Annotated in this window: 19 protein-coding genes and 1 tRNA gene; 15 read left to right on the top strand and 5 right to left on the bottom strand. The window is 67.3% G+C overall.

Annotated features, from left to right (window positions below; genetic code table 11):
• The first annotated feature begins 91 nt into the window (after window positions 1-91).
• Window positions 92-1036: an acetyl-CoA carboxylase carboxyltransferase subunit alpha gene (locus NBV68_RS07965; protein ID WP_296308630.1), complete on the top strand. Its 945-nt coding sequence runs from the start codon at window positions 92-94 to the stop codon at window positions 1034-1036.
• A 171-nt stretch (window positions 1037-1207) separates the two neighbouring features.
• Window positions 1208-2626 (top strand): M48 family metalloprotease, encoded by a 1419-nt coding sequence (locus tag NBV68_RS07960; protein ID WP_296308628.1) that lies wholly within the window; start codon window positions 1208-1210, stop codon window positions 2624-2626.
• A 72-nt stretch (window positions 2627-2698) separates the two neighbouring features.
• Here the strand turns inward: NBV68_RS07960 and NBV68_RS07955 are convergent, their stop codons facing one another.
• The 3 genes from NBV68_RS07955 to NBV68_RS07945 form a co-directional block, all read right to left on the bottom strand.
• Window positions 2699-2875 (bottom strand): Flp family type IVb pilin, encoded by a 177-nt coding sequence (locus NBV68_RS07955; protein ID WP_296308627.1) that lies wholly within the window; start codon window positions 2873-2875, stop codon window positions 2699-2701.
• Window positions 2876-3335: 460 nt separating this feature from the next.
• Window positions 3336-3512 carry a Flp family type IVb pilin gene (locus NBV68_RS07950; protein WP_017665207.1) on the bottom strand — a complete coding sequence of 59 codons (177 nt, stop codon included), beginning with the start codon at window positions 3510-3512 and terminating at the stop codon, window positions 3336-3338.
• Window positions 3513-3626: 114 nt separating this feature from the next.
• Window positions 3627-3809: a Flp family type IVb pilin gene (locus NBV68_RS07945; protein ID WP_296308621.1), complete on the bottom strand. Its 183-nt coding sequence runs from the start codon at window positions 3807-3809 to the stop codon at window positions 3627-3629.
• Between the two features lie 100 nt (window positions 3810-3909).
• On the opposite strand from NBV68_RS07945, the gene NBV68_RS07940 reads away from it, so the two are divergent.
• Both NBV68_RS07940 and NBV68_RS07935 read left to right on the top strand, forming a co-directional pair.
• On the top strand, window positions 3910-4335 hold the full coding sequence (locus tag NBV68_RS07940) for a (deoxy)nucleoside triphosphate pyrophosphohydrolase (RefSeq protein WP_296308619.1): 426 nt from the start codon (window positions 3910-3912) through the stop codon (window positions 4333-4335).
• Window positions 4336-4395: 60 nt separating this feature from the next.
• Window positions 4396-4472, top strand: a tRNA-Arg gene (locus tag NBV68_RS07935).
• A gap of 43 nt (window positions 4473-4515) precedes the next feature.
• Here NBV68_RS07935 and NBV68_RS07930 read toward each other — a convergent pair.
• The gene (locus NBV68_RS07930) at window positions 4516-4905 is read right to left on the bottom strand and encodes a metallopeptidase family protein (protein ID WP_296308618.1); all 390 of its coding nucleotides are present in this window, start codon (window positions 4903-4905) and stop codon (window positions 4516-4518) included.
• A gap of 217 nt (window positions 4906-5122) precedes the next feature.
• On the opposite strand from NBV68_RS07930, the gene folE reads away from it, so the two are divergent.
• The 4 genes from folE to NBV68_RS07910 all read left to right on the top strand — a co-directional run bounded on the left by folE (window position 5123) and on the right by NBV68_RS07910 (window position 7642).
• On the top strand, window positions 5123-5749 hold the full coding sequence (folE, locus tag NBV68_RS07925; protein ID WP_296308616.1) for a GTP cyclohydrolase I FolE: 627 nt from the start codon (window positions 5123-5125) through the stop codon (window positions 5747-5749).
• Between the two features lie 159 nt (window positions 5750-5908).
• The gene (locus NBV68_RS07920; protein ID WP_296308614.1) at window positions 5909-6355 is read left to right on the top strand and encodes a hypothetical protein; all 447 of its coding nucleotides are present in this window, start codon (window positions 5909-5911) and stop codon (window positions 6353-6355) included.
• 87 nt (window positions 6356-6442) lie between these two features.
• Window positions 6443-6946, top strand: a complete 504-nt coding sequence (locus tag NBV68_RS07915; RefSeq protein ID WP_296308612.1) for a cytochrome c — start codon at window positions 6443-6445, stop codon at window positions 6944-6946.
• 3 nt (window positions 6947-6949) lie between these two features.
• The gene (locus NBV68_RS07910) at window positions 6950-7642 is read left to right on the top strand and encodes a cytochrome b/b6 domain-containing protein (protein ID WP_296308610.1); all 693 of its coding nucleotides are present in this window, start codon (window positions 6950-6952) and stop codon (window positions 7640-7642) included.
• Window positions 7643-7700: 58 nt separating this feature from the next.
• On the opposite strand, the gene NBV68_RS07905 is transcribed toward NBV68_RS07910, so the two are convergent.
• A complete protein-coding gene (locus tag NBV68_RS07905; protein ID WP_296308609.1) occupies window positions 7701-8180 on the bottom strand; it encodes a peroxiredoxin in 480 nt (159 codons plus the stop codon).
• A 191-nt stretch (window positions 8181-8371) separates the two neighbouring features.
• Here NBV68_RS07905 and ahcY point away from each other — a divergent pair, with 191 nt between their 5' ends.
• From ahcY to NBV68_RS07870, 7 genes are all read left to right on the top strand, one after another.
• Entirely contained in the window at window positions 8372-9796 is a 1425-nt protein-coding gene (ahcY, locus tag NBV68_RS07900; RefSeq protein WP_296308607.1) for an adenosylhomocysteinase, read from the top strand.
• Window positions 9797-9900: 104 nt separating this feature from the next.
• Window positions 9901-12264: a PAS domain-containing sensor histidine kinase gene (locus tag NBV68_RS07895; protein WP_296308605.1), complete on the top strand. Its 2364-nt coding sequence runs from the start codon at window positions 9901-9903 to the stop codon at window positions 12262-12264.
• 16 nt (window positions 12265-12280) lie between these two features.
• The gene (gene tsaE, locus NBV68_RS07890; protein WP_296308632.1) at window positions 12281-12742 is read left to right on the top strand and encodes a tRNA (adenosine(37)-N6)-threonylcarbamoyltransferase complex ATPase subunit type 1 TsaE; all 462 of its coding nucleotides are present in this window, start codon (window positions 12281-12283) and stop codon (window positions 12740-12742) included.
• Window positions 12739-13725, top strand: a complete 987-nt coding sequence (locus tag NBV68_RS07885; protein ID WP_296308603.1) for a phosphotransferase — start codon at window positions 12739-12741, stop codon at window positions 13723-13725. The genes tsaE and NBV68_RS07885 overlap by 4 nt, the downstream gene beginning before the upstream one ends.
• Complete coding sequence (locus tag NBV68_RS07880) at window positions 13722-14438, top strand: nucleotidyltransferase family protein (protein WP_296308602.1); 717 nt, start codon at window positions 13722-13724, stop codon at window positions 14436-14438. Before NBV68_RS07885 ends, NBV68_RS07880 begins: the two co-directional genes overlap by 4 nt.
• The gene (addB, locus tag NBV68_RS07875) at window positions 14431-17496 is read left to right on the top strand and encodes a double-strand break repair protein AddB (RefSeq protein ID WP_296308600.1); all 3066 of its coding nucleotides are present in this window, start codon (window positions 14431-14433) and stop codon (window positions 17494-17496) included. Before NBV68_RS07880 ends, addB begins: the two co-directional genes overlap by 8 nt.
• The coding region (locus tag NBV68_RS07870; protein ID WP_296308598.1) for a UvrD-helicase domain-containing protein at window positions 17493-19628 on the top strand (2136 nt) is incomplete at its 3' end. The genes addB and NBV68_RS07870, both read left to right, overlap by 4 nt.

Below are 19628 nucleotides of genomic sequence, written 5' to 3'. Positions count from 1 at the left end.
ATATACCCATGTCGACGCCGCGCGGCTGGTTGCCCTCGTCAATTCCCGGCATCCGCTTGCAACCCGCACAACATCGGACTAGCGCCGCGCGATGATTTCCTACCTCGATTTCGAGAAACCGGTCGCAGCGCTCGAGGAACGCATCGCGCAACTGCGCAGCGTCAACGCCCTGCATGATGTCGATGTGGCGAGCGAGATTGGCCGGCTTGAGGCCAAGAGCGCCGAACTGCTCGCCAGCACCTATGCCTCGCTCACCCCGTGGCAGAAGACCCAGGTCGCCCGGCATCCGCAGCGGCCGCACTTTCACGACTATGTCGCGCATGCTTTCAGCGACTTCATTCCGCTGGGCGGCGACCGGCTCTATGCCGACGACCTTGCGATCATGGGCGGCTTCGCGCGACTGGGTGATCGCCGCGTGATGCTGATCGGCCACGAGAAGGGCAACGACACCAAGAGCCGGATCAAGCACAATTTCGGGATGGGCAAGCCCGAGGGCTATCGCAAGGCGATACGGCTGATGGAGCTGGCCAGCCGATTCGGCCTGCCGGTGGTGACGCTGGTCGACACCTCGGGAGCTTTTCCGGGGATTGAGGCGGAGGAACGCGGCCAGGCCGAGGCTATCGCGCGCGCGACCGAGGCGTGTCTGGCGATCGGTGTACCGATGGTCGCTGCGATCGTCGGCGAGGGCGGTTCGGGCGGCGCGGTGGCGCTCGGCAGCGCCAACCGCGTGTTGATGATGGAGCACGCGGTCTATTCGGTGATCTCGCCCGAAGGCTGCGCCTCGATCCTGTGGCGCACATCCGAAAAGGCACCTGAGGCCGCGCAGGCGATGAAGGTCACCGCGCAGGACCTGAAGCGCATCAATGTGATCGACCGCATCGTCAAGGAGCCGGTCGGCGGGGCGCACCGCGATCCGGCGGCCGCGGCGCGGATGCTCGGCGAAGCACTGGCCGAAGAAGTTGCGGCGCTCGCGCCCAAGAGCGCCCAGCAACTGGTCGCCGCGCGCGAAGCCCGTTTTCTTGCCATCGGCGGCTGAGAAGCCATCGCAAGTTAAGGTTCCGTTTGCCACGTCCCTGATGCATGAAGCTTGTCCGTGAAGCTGCGAGAATGCAGCGCAGGGACAGGCGCAAAAGGGACGAAAAAAATGGCACGAATCCTACGAAAGTCTCTCGCGTTCGGCGCGGCTTCGCTGGCGCTGGGGGGATGCATGACGGCAGGTGGTGCGGCGATCCCCACCTCCGCCACCCCGATCACCCAGGCCGAAGCCAAGCAGGGCGCGGAGTATCACCCTCAGCTGCTCGCCGAATTCGGCGGCGCGATGTCGGGCACGCACGCGACCTATGTCGAACAGGTCGGCAAGAACATCGCGGTGCAATCAGGCCTCGGGAATGCGCGCGAGAGTTTTACGGTGAGCCTCTTGAACTCGCCGGTGAACAACGCCTTCGCGATTCCCGGCGGCTATATCTACACCACCCGCCAACTGGTCACGCTGATGAACAGCGAGGCCGAGCTTGCCGCGGTGCTCGGACACGAGGTCGGCCACGTTGCCGCGCGTCATTCGCAGCGGCGCCAGGCGGCGGCGCAGAAGAACACGCTGCTGGGATTGGGGGGCGCGATCCTGTCGGGGCTGCTGCTCGGCGATTCGGGGCTGGGGCAGACGCTGTCGCGCACCTTCCTGCAAGGCTCGCAGCTTCTGACGCTCAAGTTCTCGCGCAAGCAGGAGCTCGAGGCGGACGGGCTCGGCATCGAATATCTCGGCCGCGCGGGCTATGACCGGCGGGCGATGGGGACGGTGCTGGCGAGCCTTGCCGCGCAGAACGCGCTCGACGCGCGGCTTTCGGGGCAGGATGCGAATGTGCCCGAATGGGCCTCGACCCACCCCGATCCGGCGAGCCGCGTGCAGAGCGCGCTGGCCAAGGCAGGCGCGCCGGGGACAGCGGGCACTGTCAGCAATCGCGACACTTTCCTCAGTCGGATCGACGGGCTGCGCTACGGCGATGACCCGGCGCAAGGGCTGATCGAGGGCAGCACCTTCATCCACCCCGAACTGCGGCTCGCCTTCACCGCGCCCCAAGGCTACTACATGGTCAACGGCACGCGCGCGGTGAGCATCCAGGGGCAGGGCGGCAAGGCGCAGATGACGACCGCCGCCTATAGCGGAAATCTCGAAGCCTATCTGCGCAGCGCCTTCACCGCGGTCGGGGGGCAGAACAGCACGCTTGCCCCGCAGACCATCGAGCGCACCACAGTGAACGGCCTGCCCGCGGCCTACGGCACGGCGCGGGTCAACAACGGCAATTCGCAGGTCGATCTGGTGGTCTTCGCCTATGAATTCGCGCGCGACCGGGCCTTCCACTTCGTCGTGATCGCGCCGGCCGGGCGGGCCGGGACGTTCAACCCGATGTTCCAGTCGATGCGGCGAATCACCACGGCCGAGGCGGGTGCGGTCGTGCCGAGGAAGCTCCAGGTGGTGACCGTGGCGCGCGGCGACACGGTGGCGAGCCTGTCGCGGCGCATGGCCTATGACACGGCGCAGGAGGAGCGTTTCCGTGTGCTCAACGCGCTCGCTGGCTCGGCGACGGTGACGCCGGGCCAGAAGGTCAAGCTGGTGGTGCGCGGGAATTAGTCTCCCGAAACCCCAAACAAAAGACGGCGGGGATCGCTCCCCGCCGTTCCTGTTTTGCCTGGAGGGGATCGCTTACGCGGTGGTGCCCTTCGACATCTTGGTGTTCACGTTGCTGAAGGTGCCCGAGAGCGTCGAGCCGACGTTGGTCATCGCAGTGATCGCGGCGACGGCGATCAGAGCGGCGATGAGGCCGTACTCGATGGCGGTGGCACCCTGTTCGTCACGGACGAGGTTCTTGAAGAAGGTCATGAGTGGTCTCCTGGCTGGGCATTTGAATAGCGTTTCGACCCGCCTTGGTCAGCGGCGGACAGACGTAAAATTATCCGACAGCAATTGATAAATACCTAACAGACCGACAATTTTCTGGTAACCAAGAGTGTTTGCCGAACGAAAACCAAGTGTCGCCCTTTAACGGCGATGGCGGCGGCGCAAAGGTAAAGAAAAGCGCCTTTAATGCGCTTCGTTGGCGCAGTTCGCGCTATTCCGGCAGCTGGACGGCCCGATCTGGTGGCGGCTGCAGCTGCGGCTTTCGGGAAAGGGCGGGTCACGTCACCTGCGCCGATGGCAGATTTCCGAGAATCGGTTGTCTCTGTGCGAATCGGCTGCGAGGTCGGGAGAGTTTCGCCAGGCCGTAACTGCGCGCGGCGCGCACAAAGAAAAACGGCAGGGATCGCTCCCCGCCGCCGTTCTTTTTGCCTGAGGCCGTCGCTTACGCGGTGGTGCCCTTGGTCATGTTGGTGTTCACGTTGGTGAACGTGCCCGACAGGGTCGAGCCGAGGTTGGTCATGGCGGTGATCGCGGCGACGGCGATCAGAGCGGCGATCAGGCCGTATTCGATGGCGGTGGCGCCCTGTTCGTCGCGGACGAGGTTCTTGAAGAAGGTCATGTCTAGTCTCCTGGTTTGGTCTTCGGTACCCGTGCCCCCCTGTGTCGCGGCGGGCTGTTGCTGTGTTAAACTGCCAGTTCTTGAGAAATTACTAATTCGGTCGTTCACTCCGAATTATTTCGTCATGGCAGCGACACTCTTGCTTTCGACACTGCCCCACATGTTGATGGTCGTTGTGGCGACACCCTGCAGCGCGGCAATCATGGCAATGACGATAAGCGAGAGGATCAGTCCGTATTCAATGGCGGTAGCCCCCGACTGGTCGTCGACAAGCCTTTTCAAGAATGTCGACAGCATCGTGGAACCCTCTATTTCCTGCGTTCTGACGATCCAGAGAATCGCCCCAAATCATTAAGAAAGAGTTGATCGGACGCGTCGTGATGGAAAGAAACCCGACATGACGAAAGGGTGGATCGCGGTGGTGGCAGGCGCGCTCGAAAGCGGAGATGGCCAATGGCTGATGCACCTGAGGCCTGAAGGAAAGCACCACGCCGGACTATGGGAATTCCCCGGGGGCAAGGTGGACCCCGGCGAACTGCCCGCCGCAGCCCTGGTGCGCGAACTTGCCGAGGAGCTGGGCATCGACTGCGTAGCGAGCGATCTGGTGCCTTGCGGCTTTGCCGAAACGCCCGGCAGCGATGGGGGCGATGCGGAAGGCAGCCCGGCGCTGGTGATCATGCTCTACCGCATCGCCCGATGGCAGGGTGAGCCGCAGGCGCTCGAGGGCGCAGGCATGGGCTGGTTCACGCCTGAAGAAATCGCGGCGCTGCCCAAGCCCCCGCTCGATGCGGAGCTGGCCGCGCGGCTGTTCCATTTTCGCTGATTTGCGAGCGAACCCACTTGCCAAGCCCGAACGACCCCCCTAAAGGGCCCCCCTCAGCGCGCACCCGTAGCTCAGCTGGATAGAGCATCAGACTACGAATCTGAGGGTCGGACGTTCGAATCGTTCCGGGTGCGCCAACAAGGCCCGTTGCCTCGCAAGAGGCGGCGGGCCTTGTCGGTTTCAGTCCTCCACCGAATCCTCGAGTGCGTGCATGTCATCGTCCGACAGGCCGAAATGATGCCCCGCCTCGTGGATCACCACGTGGCGCACCAGCGCGTGGAATCCCACGCCGGTCTCCTCCATCTCGGCGAGCAGCGGTTGGCGGAACAGGGTGATGACGGGGGGCAGCCCCTCGCTGTCCCACTGGGTCCTTTCGGTGAGCGCCACGCCTTCATAGAGCCCGGTCAGGTCCCACGGATCCTCGATCCCCAGCGAATCGAGCTGTTCGTCGGTGGCAAATTCCTCAACCTGCAGCACCACGCCTACAAGCTCGCGAGCGAACATTTCCGGCAGCCGCGCCAGCACGGCGCGCGCGGCGGATTCGAATTCGGCGGCACTCGGACCTTGCACGGCAGTCTGCCTCCTGTGATGCAATCGAGAAGCTGGTGGGGGGATGAATTGCGGGAAATCGATCCTACATTTCCACAAATGGGGATCGCATCCTTTTGCTGCAATCGGCGTAACTTGGTGGAACGCCTTGGATGGTGGATGGTTGACGTCACTCGGGATCGACAGGCGAGGGGCTTTTTCCGAGGGAAGCCGTTGATTGAAGAAAGAGACGAGAGGCATGAACTACATCACCGCGCACGACCACGACGAGACCTTCGATCCGGAAAATCCCATGGGCAAGCCCGAAGTCCCCGACCATGTCCAGGAAGCTATCCGCACGCTGATCGCCTGGGCGGGCGATGACCCTTCGCGCGAAGGCCTGCTCGACACCCCCAAGCGTGTCGGGCGGGCGTGGCTCGAATATTGCGAGGGTTATCGCGAAGATCCGGCGATCCACCTCACCCGGCAGTTCACCGAGGTGGGCGGCTATGACGAGATCGTGCTGCTCAAGAGCATTCCCTTCCAGTCGCATTGCGAACACCACATGGCACCGATCGTCGGCAAGGCGGCGATCGCCTATCTGCCAAGGAACAAGGTCGTGGGCATCTCCAAGCTCGCGCGCGTGCTGCACGGCTATGCCAGCCGCCTCCAGATCCAGGAGCGCCTGACTGCCGAGGTCGCACAGTGCATCTGGGACCATCTCGATCCGCACGGCGTGGCCGTTGTGATCGAGGCCGAGCACGGCTGTATGACCGGGCGCGGGGTCAAGACGCACGGCGTCGGCATGGTCACCAGCCGCGTTCTGGGCTGCTTCCTCGAAGACCATCGCAGCCGCAAGGAAGTGATGAGCCTGATGGGCTATTGAGCCCGAAGCCGCCACACTGCGCCCGGGCGTGGGCGCGGTGCGGCGGGCCGTGCCGCAGTGCGGTGATATAGCATGTCGCGATATTGGCCGCCCCCGCCCGCGCTGCTAATTCTCTCTCATCGACGGCCGCAAAGGCCGCGACAAGCAGGAGAGACCGTCATGAAGAAGCATGTGATGAGCGGCCTGGTGCTGGCCGCCAGCCTTGCCGCACCCGCCTTTGCCCTGGAGCACGAGGTAGTGATCGATCACGCCGAAGGGCCGATTGCTGCAGACTACCAGGGCACGGTCACGGTCGAGACGCGGCAGGTCGGCACCGCCGGTGTCGCCGGGCGGCCGAGCACGCTCGCATGCCAGTGGAACGCGCGGCTCGAGGTCGAGCGGGTCGCCACGCTCGGCGAGGCCTTCCGTTCGCAGCGCATGCTGCGCGAGGACAATGTCGCCAACGGCACGCGCCCCGGGTGGTGCGAGACCCAGAACAAGGCGATCGACCGTATCGTCGAGGGCCGCCGCGACACGATCCGCACCGCGATGCTCGCGCTGGTCGAACAGGACCGCGCCGCTCTCCTCGCCGAGGCCGACAGCGCGGCGTCCGGCACCCGCGGCTGAAGCTCCGCGCGGCGCCACCGGCTTTCGCGTTTGCGGTCAGCGGCAAAGCGGCATAGCCTTGGTTCTCACGCTTCAAGGAGATCGCCGATGCTGCGCCTGATCGCTCGCCCCCTGCTGCTCGCTGTGACACTCATGGCCGGACTTTCAGCCTGTTCGGGCGGGGACACCTCCGATACCGCAGCAGCCAAGCCGGCCGGCGAAGTGCCGCCGATCATCAAGGAGCGTGAGGAGAATTTCGAGGCCATCGGCGCGGCCTTCAAGGCGATTCGCGGCCAGCTCGACGCCGATGCGCCCGATTTCGCGCTCATCGCCGCCAAGGCCACCGACATCAACACGCGCGCGCAGGCGATCCCGAACCACTTCCCCGCCAGCACCAGCACCGCCGATGGCTTCAAGACCGAGGCGCTCCCGGCGATCTGGGAAAAGCCCGAGGAGTTCAAGGCGGCCGCGCAGAAGCTGGTCGATGAAAGTGCCAAGCTCGTTAGCCTCGCCCCCGGCGGCGACAAGGCGGCGGTCGCCGCGCAGGCGATGGCGATGGGCGGCGCGTGCAAGGGCTGCCACGACAAGTTCCGGCTCGATGATGAGAAGTGAGGCGTGACTGAACTGCCCCCGCCGCGCGCGGGCCTGCCTCCCGATATCAGCGTGTGGGATCCGCTCCTGCGGCTTGTCCACTGGAGCTTCCCGCTGCTGATCCCGGCGATGTGGTGGACGGCCGAGAACGACAAGTGGGCGCTGCACAAGCGCCTCGGGCTGGTGCTGCTCGGCCTTCTGGTGTTCCGATTGCTGTGGGGCTTCTTCGGCCCCGAGACCGCGCGCTTTGCGCTGTTCGTCAAAAGCCCGAAGGTCGTGCTGGCCTATCTGCGGAGCGGGGCGGGCAAGAGCGCGCACCATATCGGCCACTCGCCGCTGGGCGGATGGAGCACCATGGTGCTCTTGGGCGCAATGCTGCTCCAGGTCAGCCTCGGGCTGTTCGCGGGCGATCCCTTCGACGGGACGACCGGGCCCTTGAACGCGCTGGTGGGCGTGGGACTCGCCGACATCATCACCGAAGTGCACGAGACCTTCTTCTGGGTGATCGCCGGGCTGATCGCGCTGCATCTGGTCGCGATCTGCTTCTATGCGGTGAAGGGCGATGACCTGCTGAGCCCGATGGTCGGCGGCAGCCGCCCGCCGGCCGAGGGTGCGGTGGGAATCGGCCCCGTGCCTTGGGTGAGGGGGCTGCTTGCCTGCTGCCTCGCAGCGGGGCTGGCGCTGTGGGTGGCCTACGGGGCCCCGCCGCTGACGTGACGCAAAAGGGGCGCACCCCGCTGTCGGGATGCGCCCCCTTTTGCTGAAACCTGAAAGCTCAGAGCTGGCCGAGCATGTGTTCTGCGCTCGAGACGCGGAAATCGCCGGGTTCTTCGACGTTGAGCTGTTCGACCACGCCGTCGTTGATCACCATGGAAAAACGCTGGCCGCGCTTGCCGAGGCCGAAGCCCGAGCCGTCCATGGTGAGGCCGATCGCCTCGACGAATTCGGCATTGCCGTCGGCAAGCATGGTGATGTCGTCGCTGCCTGCGGCCTTGTTCCAGGCGCCCATCACGAAGGCATCATTGACCGCGGTGCCGACGATCTCGTCGACGCCCTTGGCCTTGAGATCGGCGGCCTTCTCGACAAAGCCCGGCAGGTGCTTGGCCGAGCAGGTCGGGGTGAAGGCGCCCGGAACCGAGAACAGCGCGACGCGCTTGCCGGCGAAATATTCGGAGGACTTGACCGCCTGGGGGCCCTCGGCGGTGGCCTTGATCAGGGTGACTTCGGGAAGCTTGTCGCCAACGGAGATGGTCATTTCGGGTGAATCCTCTCTAGGGATGTGAAAGTGCGCGCGGTCTCTATCGCGAGTGCCGCCAAGGGGCAACAAATAGACATATAAAGATAAGTTTATATTTGCCTCGGGCCGCATGTGCCGCTAGGGAGCGGGGCGCTTGAACAGACCGCCCGCCCCCGCGGGTGGGTATCTGTGCTTAGGAGACAGAAAAGATGGCCACCCTCGCTGCCACCCCGACCACCGAATACGTCATCAAGGACATCGCGCTCGCCCAGTTCGGCCGCGACGAGATCATGATCGCCGAGACCGAAATGCCCGGCCTGATGGCGCTGCGTGACGAATACGGCGCCTCGCAGCCTCTGAAGGGCGCACGCATCACCGGCTCGCTGCACATGACAATCCAGACCGCGGTGCTGATCGAGACCCTCGTCGCGCTGGGCGCCGAAGTGCGCTGGGCGACCTGCAACATCTTCTCGACCCAGGACCACGCCGCCGCCGCGATCGCCGCGAGCGGGATCCCGGTGTTCGCGATCAAGGGCGAAACGCTGGCCGAGTATTGGGACTATGTCGGCCGCATCTTCGATTGGGCGACTGACGAAAACCCCGATCTCACCTGCAACCTGATCCTCGACGATGGCGGCGATGCCACCATGTTCGCGCTGTGGGGCGCGCGCCTTGAAGCGGGCGAGGAAATGGGCCCGCCGACCAACGACGAGGAAATCGAATTCCAGCGCGCGCTGAAGGCCTTCGTCGCCGCCAAGCCTGGCTACCTCACCAAGACGGTGAAGGCGATCAAGGGCGTCTCGGAAGAGACCACCACCGGCGTGATGCGGCTCTATCAGATCGCCAAGCAGGGCAAGCTGCCCTTCCCGGCGATCAACGTGAACGACTCGGTCACCAAGTCGAAGTTCGACAACCTCTACGGCTGCAAGGAATCGCTGGTCGACGCGATCCGCCGCGCGACCGACGTGATGCTGGCTGGCAAGGTCGCCTGCGTTGCCGGCTATGGCGACGTCGGCAAGGGTTCGGCTGCGTCCCTTCGTGACGGCGGCGCCCGCGTCATGGTCACCGAGATCGATCCGATCTGCGCGCTGCAGGCCGCGATGGACGGCTTTGAGGTCGTCACCATGGAAGACGCCGTGAAGCGCGCCGACATCTTCGTCACCGCCACCGGCAACGAGGACGTGATCACCGCCGAGCACATGATGAACATGAAGCCGATGGCGATCGTCTGCAACATCGGCCACTTCGACAGCGAGATCCAGATCGCCGCGCTTTCCAACTACGAGTGGAAGGAAATCAAGGAAGGCACCGACATCGTCACCTTCCCCGATGGCAAGTCGATCATCGTGCTGGCCAAGGGCCGCCTCGTGAACCTCGGCTGCGCCACCGGCCACCCGAGCTTCGTGATGAGCGCGAGCTTCACCAACCAGACCCTCGCCCAGATCGAACTGTTCACCAAGGCGGACGAGTATCAGAACGACGTCTACGTCCTGCCCAAGCATCTCGATGAAAAGGTCGCCGCGCTCCACCTCGAAAAGCTCGGCGTCAAGCTGACCCAGCTGAGCAACCGGCAGGCGAGCTACATCGGCGTGCCGCAGGCCGGCCCGTTCAAGCCGGACCACTACCGCTACTAAGATGCGAGGCGCCCGCCCGCTTCCGCTCCGTTTCACCACGGGGTTGGGGGCGGGCGGGCTGTCTGGCGTTGCACTCCCAGGCTCACGCGCATAGCGGTTGAGCCATGGACCTCTCGCCGCTCTCGCTGGTGCTGATCGCGCTCGTTCTTGCCGCCTGGGCGGTGGGGGCGGGCGTTGTCGTGCTGCGTGCGAACCGCAGCGCGCGCCGGGCCAAGGCGCTGCGCACCAGCGTCAAGCGCATGCAGACCCTGCTCGATGTCGCGCCTGCGCTGCCGCTGCTGGTGCGGGTCGACGGGCGGATCGAGGCGCCCGAGAGGCTGGCGCGGATGCTGGGCCTCGCCAGCATGCCGAGATACCTCTCCGAACTCGCCGCGACCCCGGGCAATCCCAAGGCGGGGGGGCTCGTGCAAGGCCAGCTCGACCAGTTGTGGAGCAAGATCCAGACCACCCAGAAGAGCGCCGCGCCGTTCCGCATGGCGGTGGGCCTGCCCGGCTCGCAGCGCTCTCTGGCGCTCTACGGCACGCTGGCCGATCCGCAGGTCTCGCCGGGCGGGGCAGCGCTGGTGTGGGTGTTCGACTTCACCGAGAGCCATGCCGAGATGGGCCGGCTGCGCGCCGCCGCCGCGCGCGCTACCGGCGATTTCGCCGCTCTGGTGGGGTTGATCGAGGCTGCGCCCATGCCGATGTGGTTCCGCGGCGCCGACCTCACGCTCCAGCTCGTCAACCAGGCCTATGTCGATGCGGTCGGCGCTGCTTCCGCCGCCGAGGTGGTGCAGGGCCAGATCGAGCTGCTCGAGCCCGAGGACGGCCGCTCCCCCGCCGACATCGCTCGCGTCAGCCTCCAGTCTCAGGACAAGTCCGAACGCATTGTTGCTGCGACCATCCTCGGCGCGCGGCGCACCTTGCGCGTGTCGGACCTGCCATTGGGGCAGGAAGGGGTGGCGGGCTATGCCATCGACATCGAGGAACAGCAGCAGGTCGCGCGTGAGTTCCGCGCCTTCCGCGATGCCCAGCGTGCGCTGCTCGATCAGCTTTCGGTCGGCGTCGCGCTGTTCGATGCCGAGGAGCGCCTGACCTTCGCCAACCGCCCGTTCCGCCGCCTGTTCATCTTCACCGACGAGGCGATCGAGGCGCATACCCCCTTCGAGCGCTTCCTCGCCGAAGCCCGCGAGCGCGGGCGCACGCCTGAAGTGCGCGACTTCCCCGAATGGCGGCGTGAGCGAACCGCCTGGTTCGGTATGAGGGACACGCTCGAGGAAGCCTGGCCCCTGCCCGGCGGCACACACCTGCGCGTGGTTGCCCAGCCGATGCCCGACGGCGGGCTGGTGCTGATCACCGAGGACCGCACCGAGAGCCTTGCGCTCTCCGCCGTGCGCGACACCTTGCTGCGCACCCGCACGGCAACGCTCGACAGCCTGTTCGAGGCGCTCGCAATCTTCGCGCCCGATGGCTCGGTGCAGCTCTGGAACCGCAGCTTTGCGGGCACCTGGGGCCTCGCCAGCGACCTGCTCGACCGTCACCCCAGCGCCGATGAGCTGCTGAGCGCAATCGGTCGCAATCTCGTACACCCCGAAGAAGCGGCGATGATCGGCGCGGCGGTGCGCGCGGCAACGCTCGACCGGCGCGAGAAGGGTGGACAGGTCGAGCTCGCCGACGGGCGCAGCTTGCGCTTTGCGGGCATTCCGCTGCCCGACGGCAACGGGCTGCTGACGGTGCTCGACATCACCGCCTCGCAAAAGGCCGAGCAGGCTCTGCGCGAGCGCGCCGAGGCGCTGGAGGAGGCCGATGCGGTCAAGGCCAACTTCCTCGCCAACATGAGCTACGAATTCCGCACGCCGCTCACCACCATCGGTGGCTATGCTGAGCTGCTCAAGAGCGGCGCGGCGGCCGATCCGCAGGCGGCGGGCGAATATGTCGATGCGATTCTCTCCGCCGTCGAACGGCTGACCGAGCAGGTCGAGAACGTGCTCGATCTCTCGCAGTCCGAAGCCGGGCTGCTGCCGATTCGCAAGGAGCGCGTGGATGTGCTCGACTTCCTCACCACCCTGGTGCGCGAGCGCGAAGCGGCGATCATCGCGGCGGGCCTCAGCCTCGATCTCAAGGGCCGCCGCGGCCGGGTGATCGAGGCCGACCCGCGCCAGCTGGGCCGAGCGGTGGGCAACCTGCTCGACAATGCCATTGCCGGAACCCCCGATGGTGGCCGGATCGTGATCGAGATCCGCCGGTCGTCCGATCCGGACGCCGGGTGGAGCCTCGAGATCGCCATTGCCGACAATGGCCGCGGCATGAGTGCGCAGGAGCTGGCGATCGCGCAGGGCGGGGTGCGGCCGGGCGGCGCTGGCGCGCCCGAGCGACGCACCGGCCTCGGCATCCCGCTCGCCCGCCAGCTGATCGCGGCGCATGACGGCACGCTCGAGATCGTCAGCCGCAAGGGCGTGGGCACCACGGCAACGATCAGGTTGCCGTGAGGGACCACTTGCCGTGATGGAGGCGCGCGAGGCTCTCCCCGATCTGGCGGCGATGGCGGCCTTGGGCGCGCGCATCGCTGCGCAGCTTCGCGCGGGCGATGTGGTGGCCCTGGAAGGCGGGCTCGGCGCAGGCAAGACCACGCTCGCCCGGGCGATTCTCGCCAGCCTCGGCCATGCCGGAGAGGTGCCTTCGCCGACCTTCACGATCATCGAGACCTACGCCGCGCCGCCCTTGCGCCTCGCGGTGGTGCATGCCGATTTCTACCGGCTCGAAGACCCTGCCGAACTCGCCGAAATCGGCCTCGACGATTATCGCGAGGGCGCGGTGTTGCTCGCCGAATGGCCGGATCATGCGGGCGGGTTCGCGCGCGAGCCGGGGTGCCTTTCGATCACGCTCGAACCGGTCGGAGAAAGCGGGGAAGGCGGGCGGATTGCGATTGCCCGCGGCGGGGCTGATTGGGTAGGGCGGATGCCATGAACGCGCTTCCCGAAGGTCTCGCCGAATTCGTTTCCTACGCCGGATGGGCCGACGCGCGCGTCGAGCCTCTGCCAGGCGACGCCTCGTTCCGGCGCTATTTCCGCCTCGCGCGCGCGGGCGAGGCCGCGATGCTCATGCACGCCCCGCCGCCGCACGAAGACCCCGCGCCCTTCCTCCATGTCGCGCACTGGCTGAACGATAACGGCCTGCGCGCGCCGGCGATCCTTGCCGAGGATGCGGGCAAGGGCTGGGTGCTGACCGAGGATTTCGGCAATGACCGGATGCGCGACTGGCTCTATGTGAACCCGGGCGAGGAGCGCGCGGCCTACGCGGCGGCGGTCGATGCCCTTGCCGCGCTCCACAGCCTGCCGCCAGGGCCCTTCGCGCCCTATGACATGGCGGTCTACCAGCGCGAGGCGGCGCTGCTGACCGAGTGGTGGTGTCCGGCGCAAGGCCTTACCGTCGATGCCGAGGGCTATGCGGCCGCGTGGGACGCGGTGCTCGCCCCGGTGCTGGCACGCCAGACCCCGGGCGTGACGGTGCTGCGCGACTATCATGCCGAGAACATCATGCTGCTTGGCGGCAAGGCGAGCGCGCCGCAGGGGCTGATCGATTTCCAGGACGCGCTTGTCGGCCACCCGGCCTATGACCTCGTCTCGCTGCTGCAGGACGCGCGGCGCGATGTCGACGTGCATCTCGAGACCGCGATGCTGCTGCATTACTCGGCAGCCATCGGCGGGGCGGATGACGATTTTCTGGCCGACTACGCAACCCTCGGCGCGCAGCGCAACGCCAAGATCGTGGGCATCTTCACCCGGCTCAACGCGCGCGACGGCAAGCCGCGCTATCTGGCGATGATCCCGCGCGTCTGGGCGGCCCTTGAGCGCGACCTTGCGCACCCTGCGCTCGAGCCCGTGGCGGCGTGGTTCGATGCCAATATCCCGGCCGAACTGCGCGCGTTGGATGGAGCCTTCCCCGCGTGACCAAGCTCGCCTCAGACAGCGCGATGATCCTTGCCGCCGGGCTGGGCAAGCGGATGCGGCCGCTCACCGCCAGCCAGCCCAAGCCGCTGGTGCGCGTCGCGGGCAAGGCGCTGATCGATCACGCACTGGATCGCCTTGCCGAGGCGGGGGTGGCGCGGGCGGTGGTCAATGTCCACTACCTCGCCGATGCGCTCGAAGCCCATGTGCTCGCGCGCGCGGCCCCCAAGGTGACCGTCTCGGACGAACGCGCGCTGCTGCTCGAGACTGGGGGCGGGATGGTCAAGGCCCTGCCGCAGCTGCCCGATCCCTTCTTTGCGCTCAATGCCGACAACATCTGGCTCGATGGCCCCAAGAGCGCCTTCCACGATCTCTCGCGCCGCTGGGATCCGGAGGCGATGGACGCGCTGCTGCTGGTCGTCCCCCACGCGCGGGCGATGAATTTTGCGGGGCCGGGGGACTTTCACATGGACCCGCTGGGCCGCCTCTCGCGCCGCCGACCAGGCCGCATCGCGCCCTTCATCTATACGGGCATCCAGCTCGTCTCCCACCGCCTGCTGCGCGATGCGCCCGAGGGCCCGTTCGGCACGATGACCCTGTGGGAGCGCGCCATCGCCGAGGGGCGGCTTTACGGCCTCAGCTTCACCGGCCTGTGGTTCGAGGTCGGCACCCCGCAGATGATCCGCCCGACCGAGGAGGCGCTGGCGGGTGGCTGAGCCGCGCAAACCCAGTCCGCTTGTCTACTCCATCGCCGCGCATCGCGGCTTCGCCGATGCGCTGGTGGCAGGGCTTGTGCCGCGCTACCGCGAGGAGGGCTTCGGTCTGGCGCGCCTCACCCTGCTGGTGCCCTCGAGCCGCGCAGCGCGCACCCTTAGCGAAGCCTTCATCCGCCACGCGGGCGAGATGGGGGAGGGCGGCCTCCTGATGCCGCGCATGATCGCGGTGGGCGACCTCGATCTCGACAAGAAGCTCGGCGCCGCGCTCGATCCGCTCGGCGCGGCCGACATTCCCCCGGCTTGCGATCCGGTGCGGCGCTGGCTGACATTGGACCGCCTGATCGCCGAGGCGCGCGCGGGCGAAGGCATGCCTCCGCTTCCCGGCCGCGCGCGGCTGAACCTCGCGCGCGAAATGGCGCGGACGATGGACCGGCTGCTGGTCGAGGAGAAAGAGGTTTCCGAGCTTTGGCTGAGTGATGAGGTGCGGGACAGCGTGGCTGAGCTTGCCAGCCACTGGGAGAAGTCGATCCGCTTGTTCAGCAAGGTTACGGTCCGCTGGCAGATGGAACTGAATGCGCGCGGCGAAGTCGACGCCGCCACGCGCCGCAACTTGCTGTTTGACTATGCCGCCAAGCGCTGGCGCGAGACGCCTCCGCCGAACCCGATCATCGCCGTGGGTGTCACCAGCGCATCGCCTGCTCTCGCGCGGCTGCTCAGGGTTGTGGCGGGCCTGCCGCAAGGCGCGGTGGTGCTCCCCGATCTTGACCTTTCGATGGACGCAGCAGCCTGGGAGGAACTCGGTCTTGCGGGCGCCTCGCTCGAGCCCGGCAAGCCGGTGTTCGGCGCCGATGACGCGGTCACCCACCCGCAATATCACTTGAAGCTCCTGCTCAATCGCATGGGCGTGAACCGCGCCGAGGTGCAGCCCTGGCACCGCCGCGGGATCGCCGCCGCCGACCCTGCGCGCAGCCGCGCCATCTCGGCGCTGTTCCTGCCCCCGCAGGCGAGCCGCTCGTGGAGCACGCTCGAGCCGAAGGACCGGCGGCTTGACGGGGTGCGCTTGCTCGCCAGCGCCACTATCGAGGAGGAGGCGCAGGCCATCGCCCTGCTGGTGCGCCAGCAGCTGGAGGTGCCAGAAAAGCGCATCGCCGTCGTGACCGCCGACCGGGGCCTCGCGCGGCGTGTGGCGCAGCATCTCGAGCGCTGGCATATCGCGGCTGACGATTCCGCCGGCCGCCCGCTGGCGCTGACGCCGGCCGGGCGCTTGTTCGGATTGCTCGCCGAGATCGCGGCGAATGGTCCAGACCCCGCCAATCTCGTCGCCGCTTTCGGTCACCCGCTGGTGCGCAGTTGGGATGGTGTCGTGCGCGGCGGCTGGCTCAAGGGCCTGCGCGCCTTCGACCGCCAGTTGCGCGGGCCTTCGCCTGCTCCGGGCATGGAGCCGCTGCGCGCGGCTGCGGCCAAGGCGAAGATTGCCGATTGGTGGGCGGAGGCCGAAGCGCTCGTCGCAAACCTGGCCGACTGGCCGCAGGACATCGCGCTCGCCGAAGCGCTGGCGCGCCTCTCCGCCGCTGCCGAAAGCTTCGCCCAAGCCGCGATCTGGGAGCGCGAGGATGGCCGCGCGCTCGGCCAGCTGGTCGAGGAATTGCGCGGACAAGCCGAGGCGCTCGGCACGGTGATCGAGACCGCCGATCTTGCGGGCGTGCTGCGCGACGCGATGGAGGCTGTCGCGGTGCGCCCGGGCTATGGCGGCCACCCCCGTGTGGCGATCTACGGCCTGCTCGAGGCCCGCATGGCGCGTGCCGATCTGGTGATCTGCGGCGGGCTCAACGAGGGCTCCTGGCCGCAGCCTCCCGGCGCGGACGCGCTGCTCGCGCCTGCGGTGCTGCGCGCGCTGGGGGTGCCGGGGGCCGAGTTCCGGATCGGGCTCGCCGCGCACGACCTTGCAGGCGCGATGGGCGCACCGCAGGTGGTGCTCTCGCGGAGCCTTCGCGATGCCGAGGGGCCGGCGCTGCCCTCGCGCTTCCTGCTGCGGGTCGAGGCCTTGCTGGGCGACGACCTCTACAAGGAGCATCGCGAGCACACTATCCCCGCGATCCTCCCGCATCTCGACCGCCAGCGCCCGCCCGCGCCGGAGTATCCCCGCCCCGCGCCCGATCCCGCCCCGCATCTGCGCGACGTGCCGATCAAGGTCACCGCATTGGACCGGCTGCTGGGTGATCCGTACCAGTTCTATGCGCAGGCGATCCTCGATCTGCGGCGGCTCGATCCGCTGGCCGCCGATCCCTTCAGCGATCCGGCGCTTCGCGGCACGCTGGTGCACGACATTCTCGATGGATGGCACAAGGCGAGGGGCAGTCAGCCCAACCTCGCGCTCGCGCCCTATGCGGCGGCCTATTTCCGCGAGCAGCGCGTCCATCCGCTGTTCCGGGCATTGTGGCAGCCGCGCCTCGTCGCCGCGCTCGAACGCTTCGAGAGCTGGATCGAAGCGGACGCTTCCGAGAAGGGCCGCACCGTGCTCGCCGCCGAGATTTCCGGCGAGATGGAGGTCGGCGGAGTGAAGGTGCAGGGCCGCGCCGACCGGATCGACCGGCTGGCGGACGGGACGCTGGCGATAGTCGACTACAAGACCGGCGCGCCGCCGCCCAAGAAGCAGGTGCTGGCAGGCTACGCGCTGCAACTGGGGCTGCTTGGGCTGATCGCCGGGCAGGGGCGGTTCGCCGATCACAAGAGGGGGCAGGTGGTCACCGGCACCGCCACCCGCTTCGAATACTGGTCGCTGGGCAAGGCGAAAAAGGAGGAGGGCTTCGGCTACAAGGATACTCCGATGAAGGAGGACAAGGCCAAGACCGGCCTGCTGCCGGAGGAATATCTGCCCTTCCACGCCGAGAAGCTGGCCAAGGCGATCACGCTCTTCATCAAGGGAAGCAAGCCCTTCATCGCGCGCGAGAATCCGGACTACACGGGCTATAATGAATATGACCAGCTGATGCGCCTCGAGGAATGGCTGGTGCGCCTCACCGAGACGGACACGGCCGAGAAGGATTCTGTGGCATGAGCGGCGGTGGCGGCCTCGTCTTCCCGCTCAAGGACAACCAGCTGCGCGCGGCGGACCCAGAGGACAATGTCTGGCTTTCCGCCTCGGCCGGCACGGGCAAGACGCAGGTGCTCTCCGCGCGCGTGCTGCGGCTCTTGCTGCGCGAAGATGTCACCCCGTCGCAAATCCTGTGCCTGACCTTCACCAAGGCGGGCGCGGCCGAGATGGCGAACCGCATCAACGCGGTGCTGGCGCGCTGGGTACGGCTGGATGCGGGGACGCTCGGCAAGGAGCTCAAACATCTCGGCGCGGACTTCGGCCCCGCTACGCAGGAACGCGCGCGCACGCTGTTTGCCAGCGTGCTCGATTGCCCGGGCGGGGGGCTCAGGATCGATACCATCCACGCCTTCGCGCAGTTCCTGATCGGCAATTTCCCTGAGGAAGCCCACCTCGCCCCCGGCACGCGGGTGATGGATGACCGCAGCCGCGAACTGCTCGCGCGCGAGGTGCTGACCGACCTGTTCGAGGAAGCCGAGCGCACCCATGACGTGCGCATCCTCGATGGGCTGGAGACCTTCACCACCCGCAAGGACCCGGCGGCCCTGCACAAGTGGCTGATGCGCGTGGCCGATGCCCACGAGATGTGGGAGGGTCCGGGCAGCTGGCAGTCGCCGATGGGTGGGCGGGTGCGCCAGACACTGGGAATGCCCGCCGATGCGGGGGAGGAATGGCCCAGCGAGATCCTCCATCCCGACCTTTTCCCCGACGACATCCTCATGGCGCTGCTGCCCGCGCTGGAGGGGTGGAAGGCCAAGACCGGGCAGGAGGCGGCGGCCTTTGTTCGCTGCTGGCTGGCACTTGAGTTGCCTGACCGGGTCGAGGCGGCGGGCCAATTCCGCAAGACCATCCTCAAGGCCGATGGCGAGCCGCGCAAGATGGACGGGGCGACCAAGCTCGACCCCGATTTCCCCCGCCATCAGCAAGACATCGCCGAGGCCCTCGCTGAATACGAAACCCGACGCTCCCTTCTCGCCTGCGCCGAGATCGTCACATCCGCGCTCGAGATCGGCCGCGCCTTCGCGGTGCGCTGGGAGGCGAGGAAGGCGCGCGAGGGCCTGCTCGATTTCGCCGACCTGATCCGCAAGGCCGCCGACCTGCTCGGCCAGTCCGAGGCCGCCGACTGGATCCGCTACAAGCTCGACCGCCACTTCGACCACATTCTGATTGACGAGGCGCAGGACACCAACCAGAGTCAATGGGACATCGTCGAGGCGCTGATCGACGACTTCTTCAGCGGCGAGGGCGCGCGCGGCGACAAGCTGCGCACGGTCTTCACCGTGGGCGATTACAAGCAGGCGATCTTCGGCTTTCAGGGCACTAGCCCCGAAAACTTCGCCCGCGCCAAGCAGCGCATCTTCGCCCGCATCGATGCCGCTCAGCAGGGCATCCGCCAGAGCCGCACCAACCGCCGCGAGCCGGCCTGGCAGGATCTCGACCTCGGCCAATCCTACCGCACCGCGCAGATCGTGCTGGGCTTCGTCAACCGAGTGATCGGGATGCTCGGGTTCGCCGAGTTCGGTCTCGACAAGGAGCCCGCCGAACACAAGGGCGCCGAGCGTCCGGGCCTCGTCACGCTATGGCCGCCGGTCGCGCCCGACAAGGCCGAGGCCGAGGATGAGGAGGACGACGAGGCGGCCGCGCGCGACTGGCTGCCGCGGCACGACACGCTGCTCGCCGAGCGGATTGCTGAACAGGTGAGGCGCTGGGTGAGCCTCGAGGCGCCCTTCGTCCTCGCCAAGGGCACCCGCCGCCATGCCACGGCGGGCGACATCATGGTGCTGGTGCGGCAGCGCAAGGAGCTTGCCGCGCAGATCGTCGCCAAGCTGCACGCGCGGGGCGTGCCGGTGGCGGGGGTCGACCGCCTCAGGCTGGGCGCACCGCTGGCGGTGAAGGACGTGCTGGCGGCGCTCAGGTTTGCAGCCCAGCCGCAGGACGACCTCAGTCTGGCGAACCTGCTGGCCTCGCCTCTCATCGGCTGGACCCAGGACGACCTCCTCGCCCACGTCCCGCGCCTGCCGAGGCAGCGCCTGTGGGATCACCTGCGGCGCGAGGATGCGCCCGCGTTTGTGGCCGCGACCGCCGAGCGGCTCCGT

Source organism: Erythrobacter sp. (assembly GCF_023653175.1).
Classification (GTDB): domain Bacteria; phylum Pseudomonadota; class Alphaproteobacteria; order Sphingomonadales; family Sphingomonadaceae; genus Erythrobacter.
Note: the sequence above shows the minus strand (reverse complement) of the source record. Positions and strands in the feature narration are given on the sequence as shown.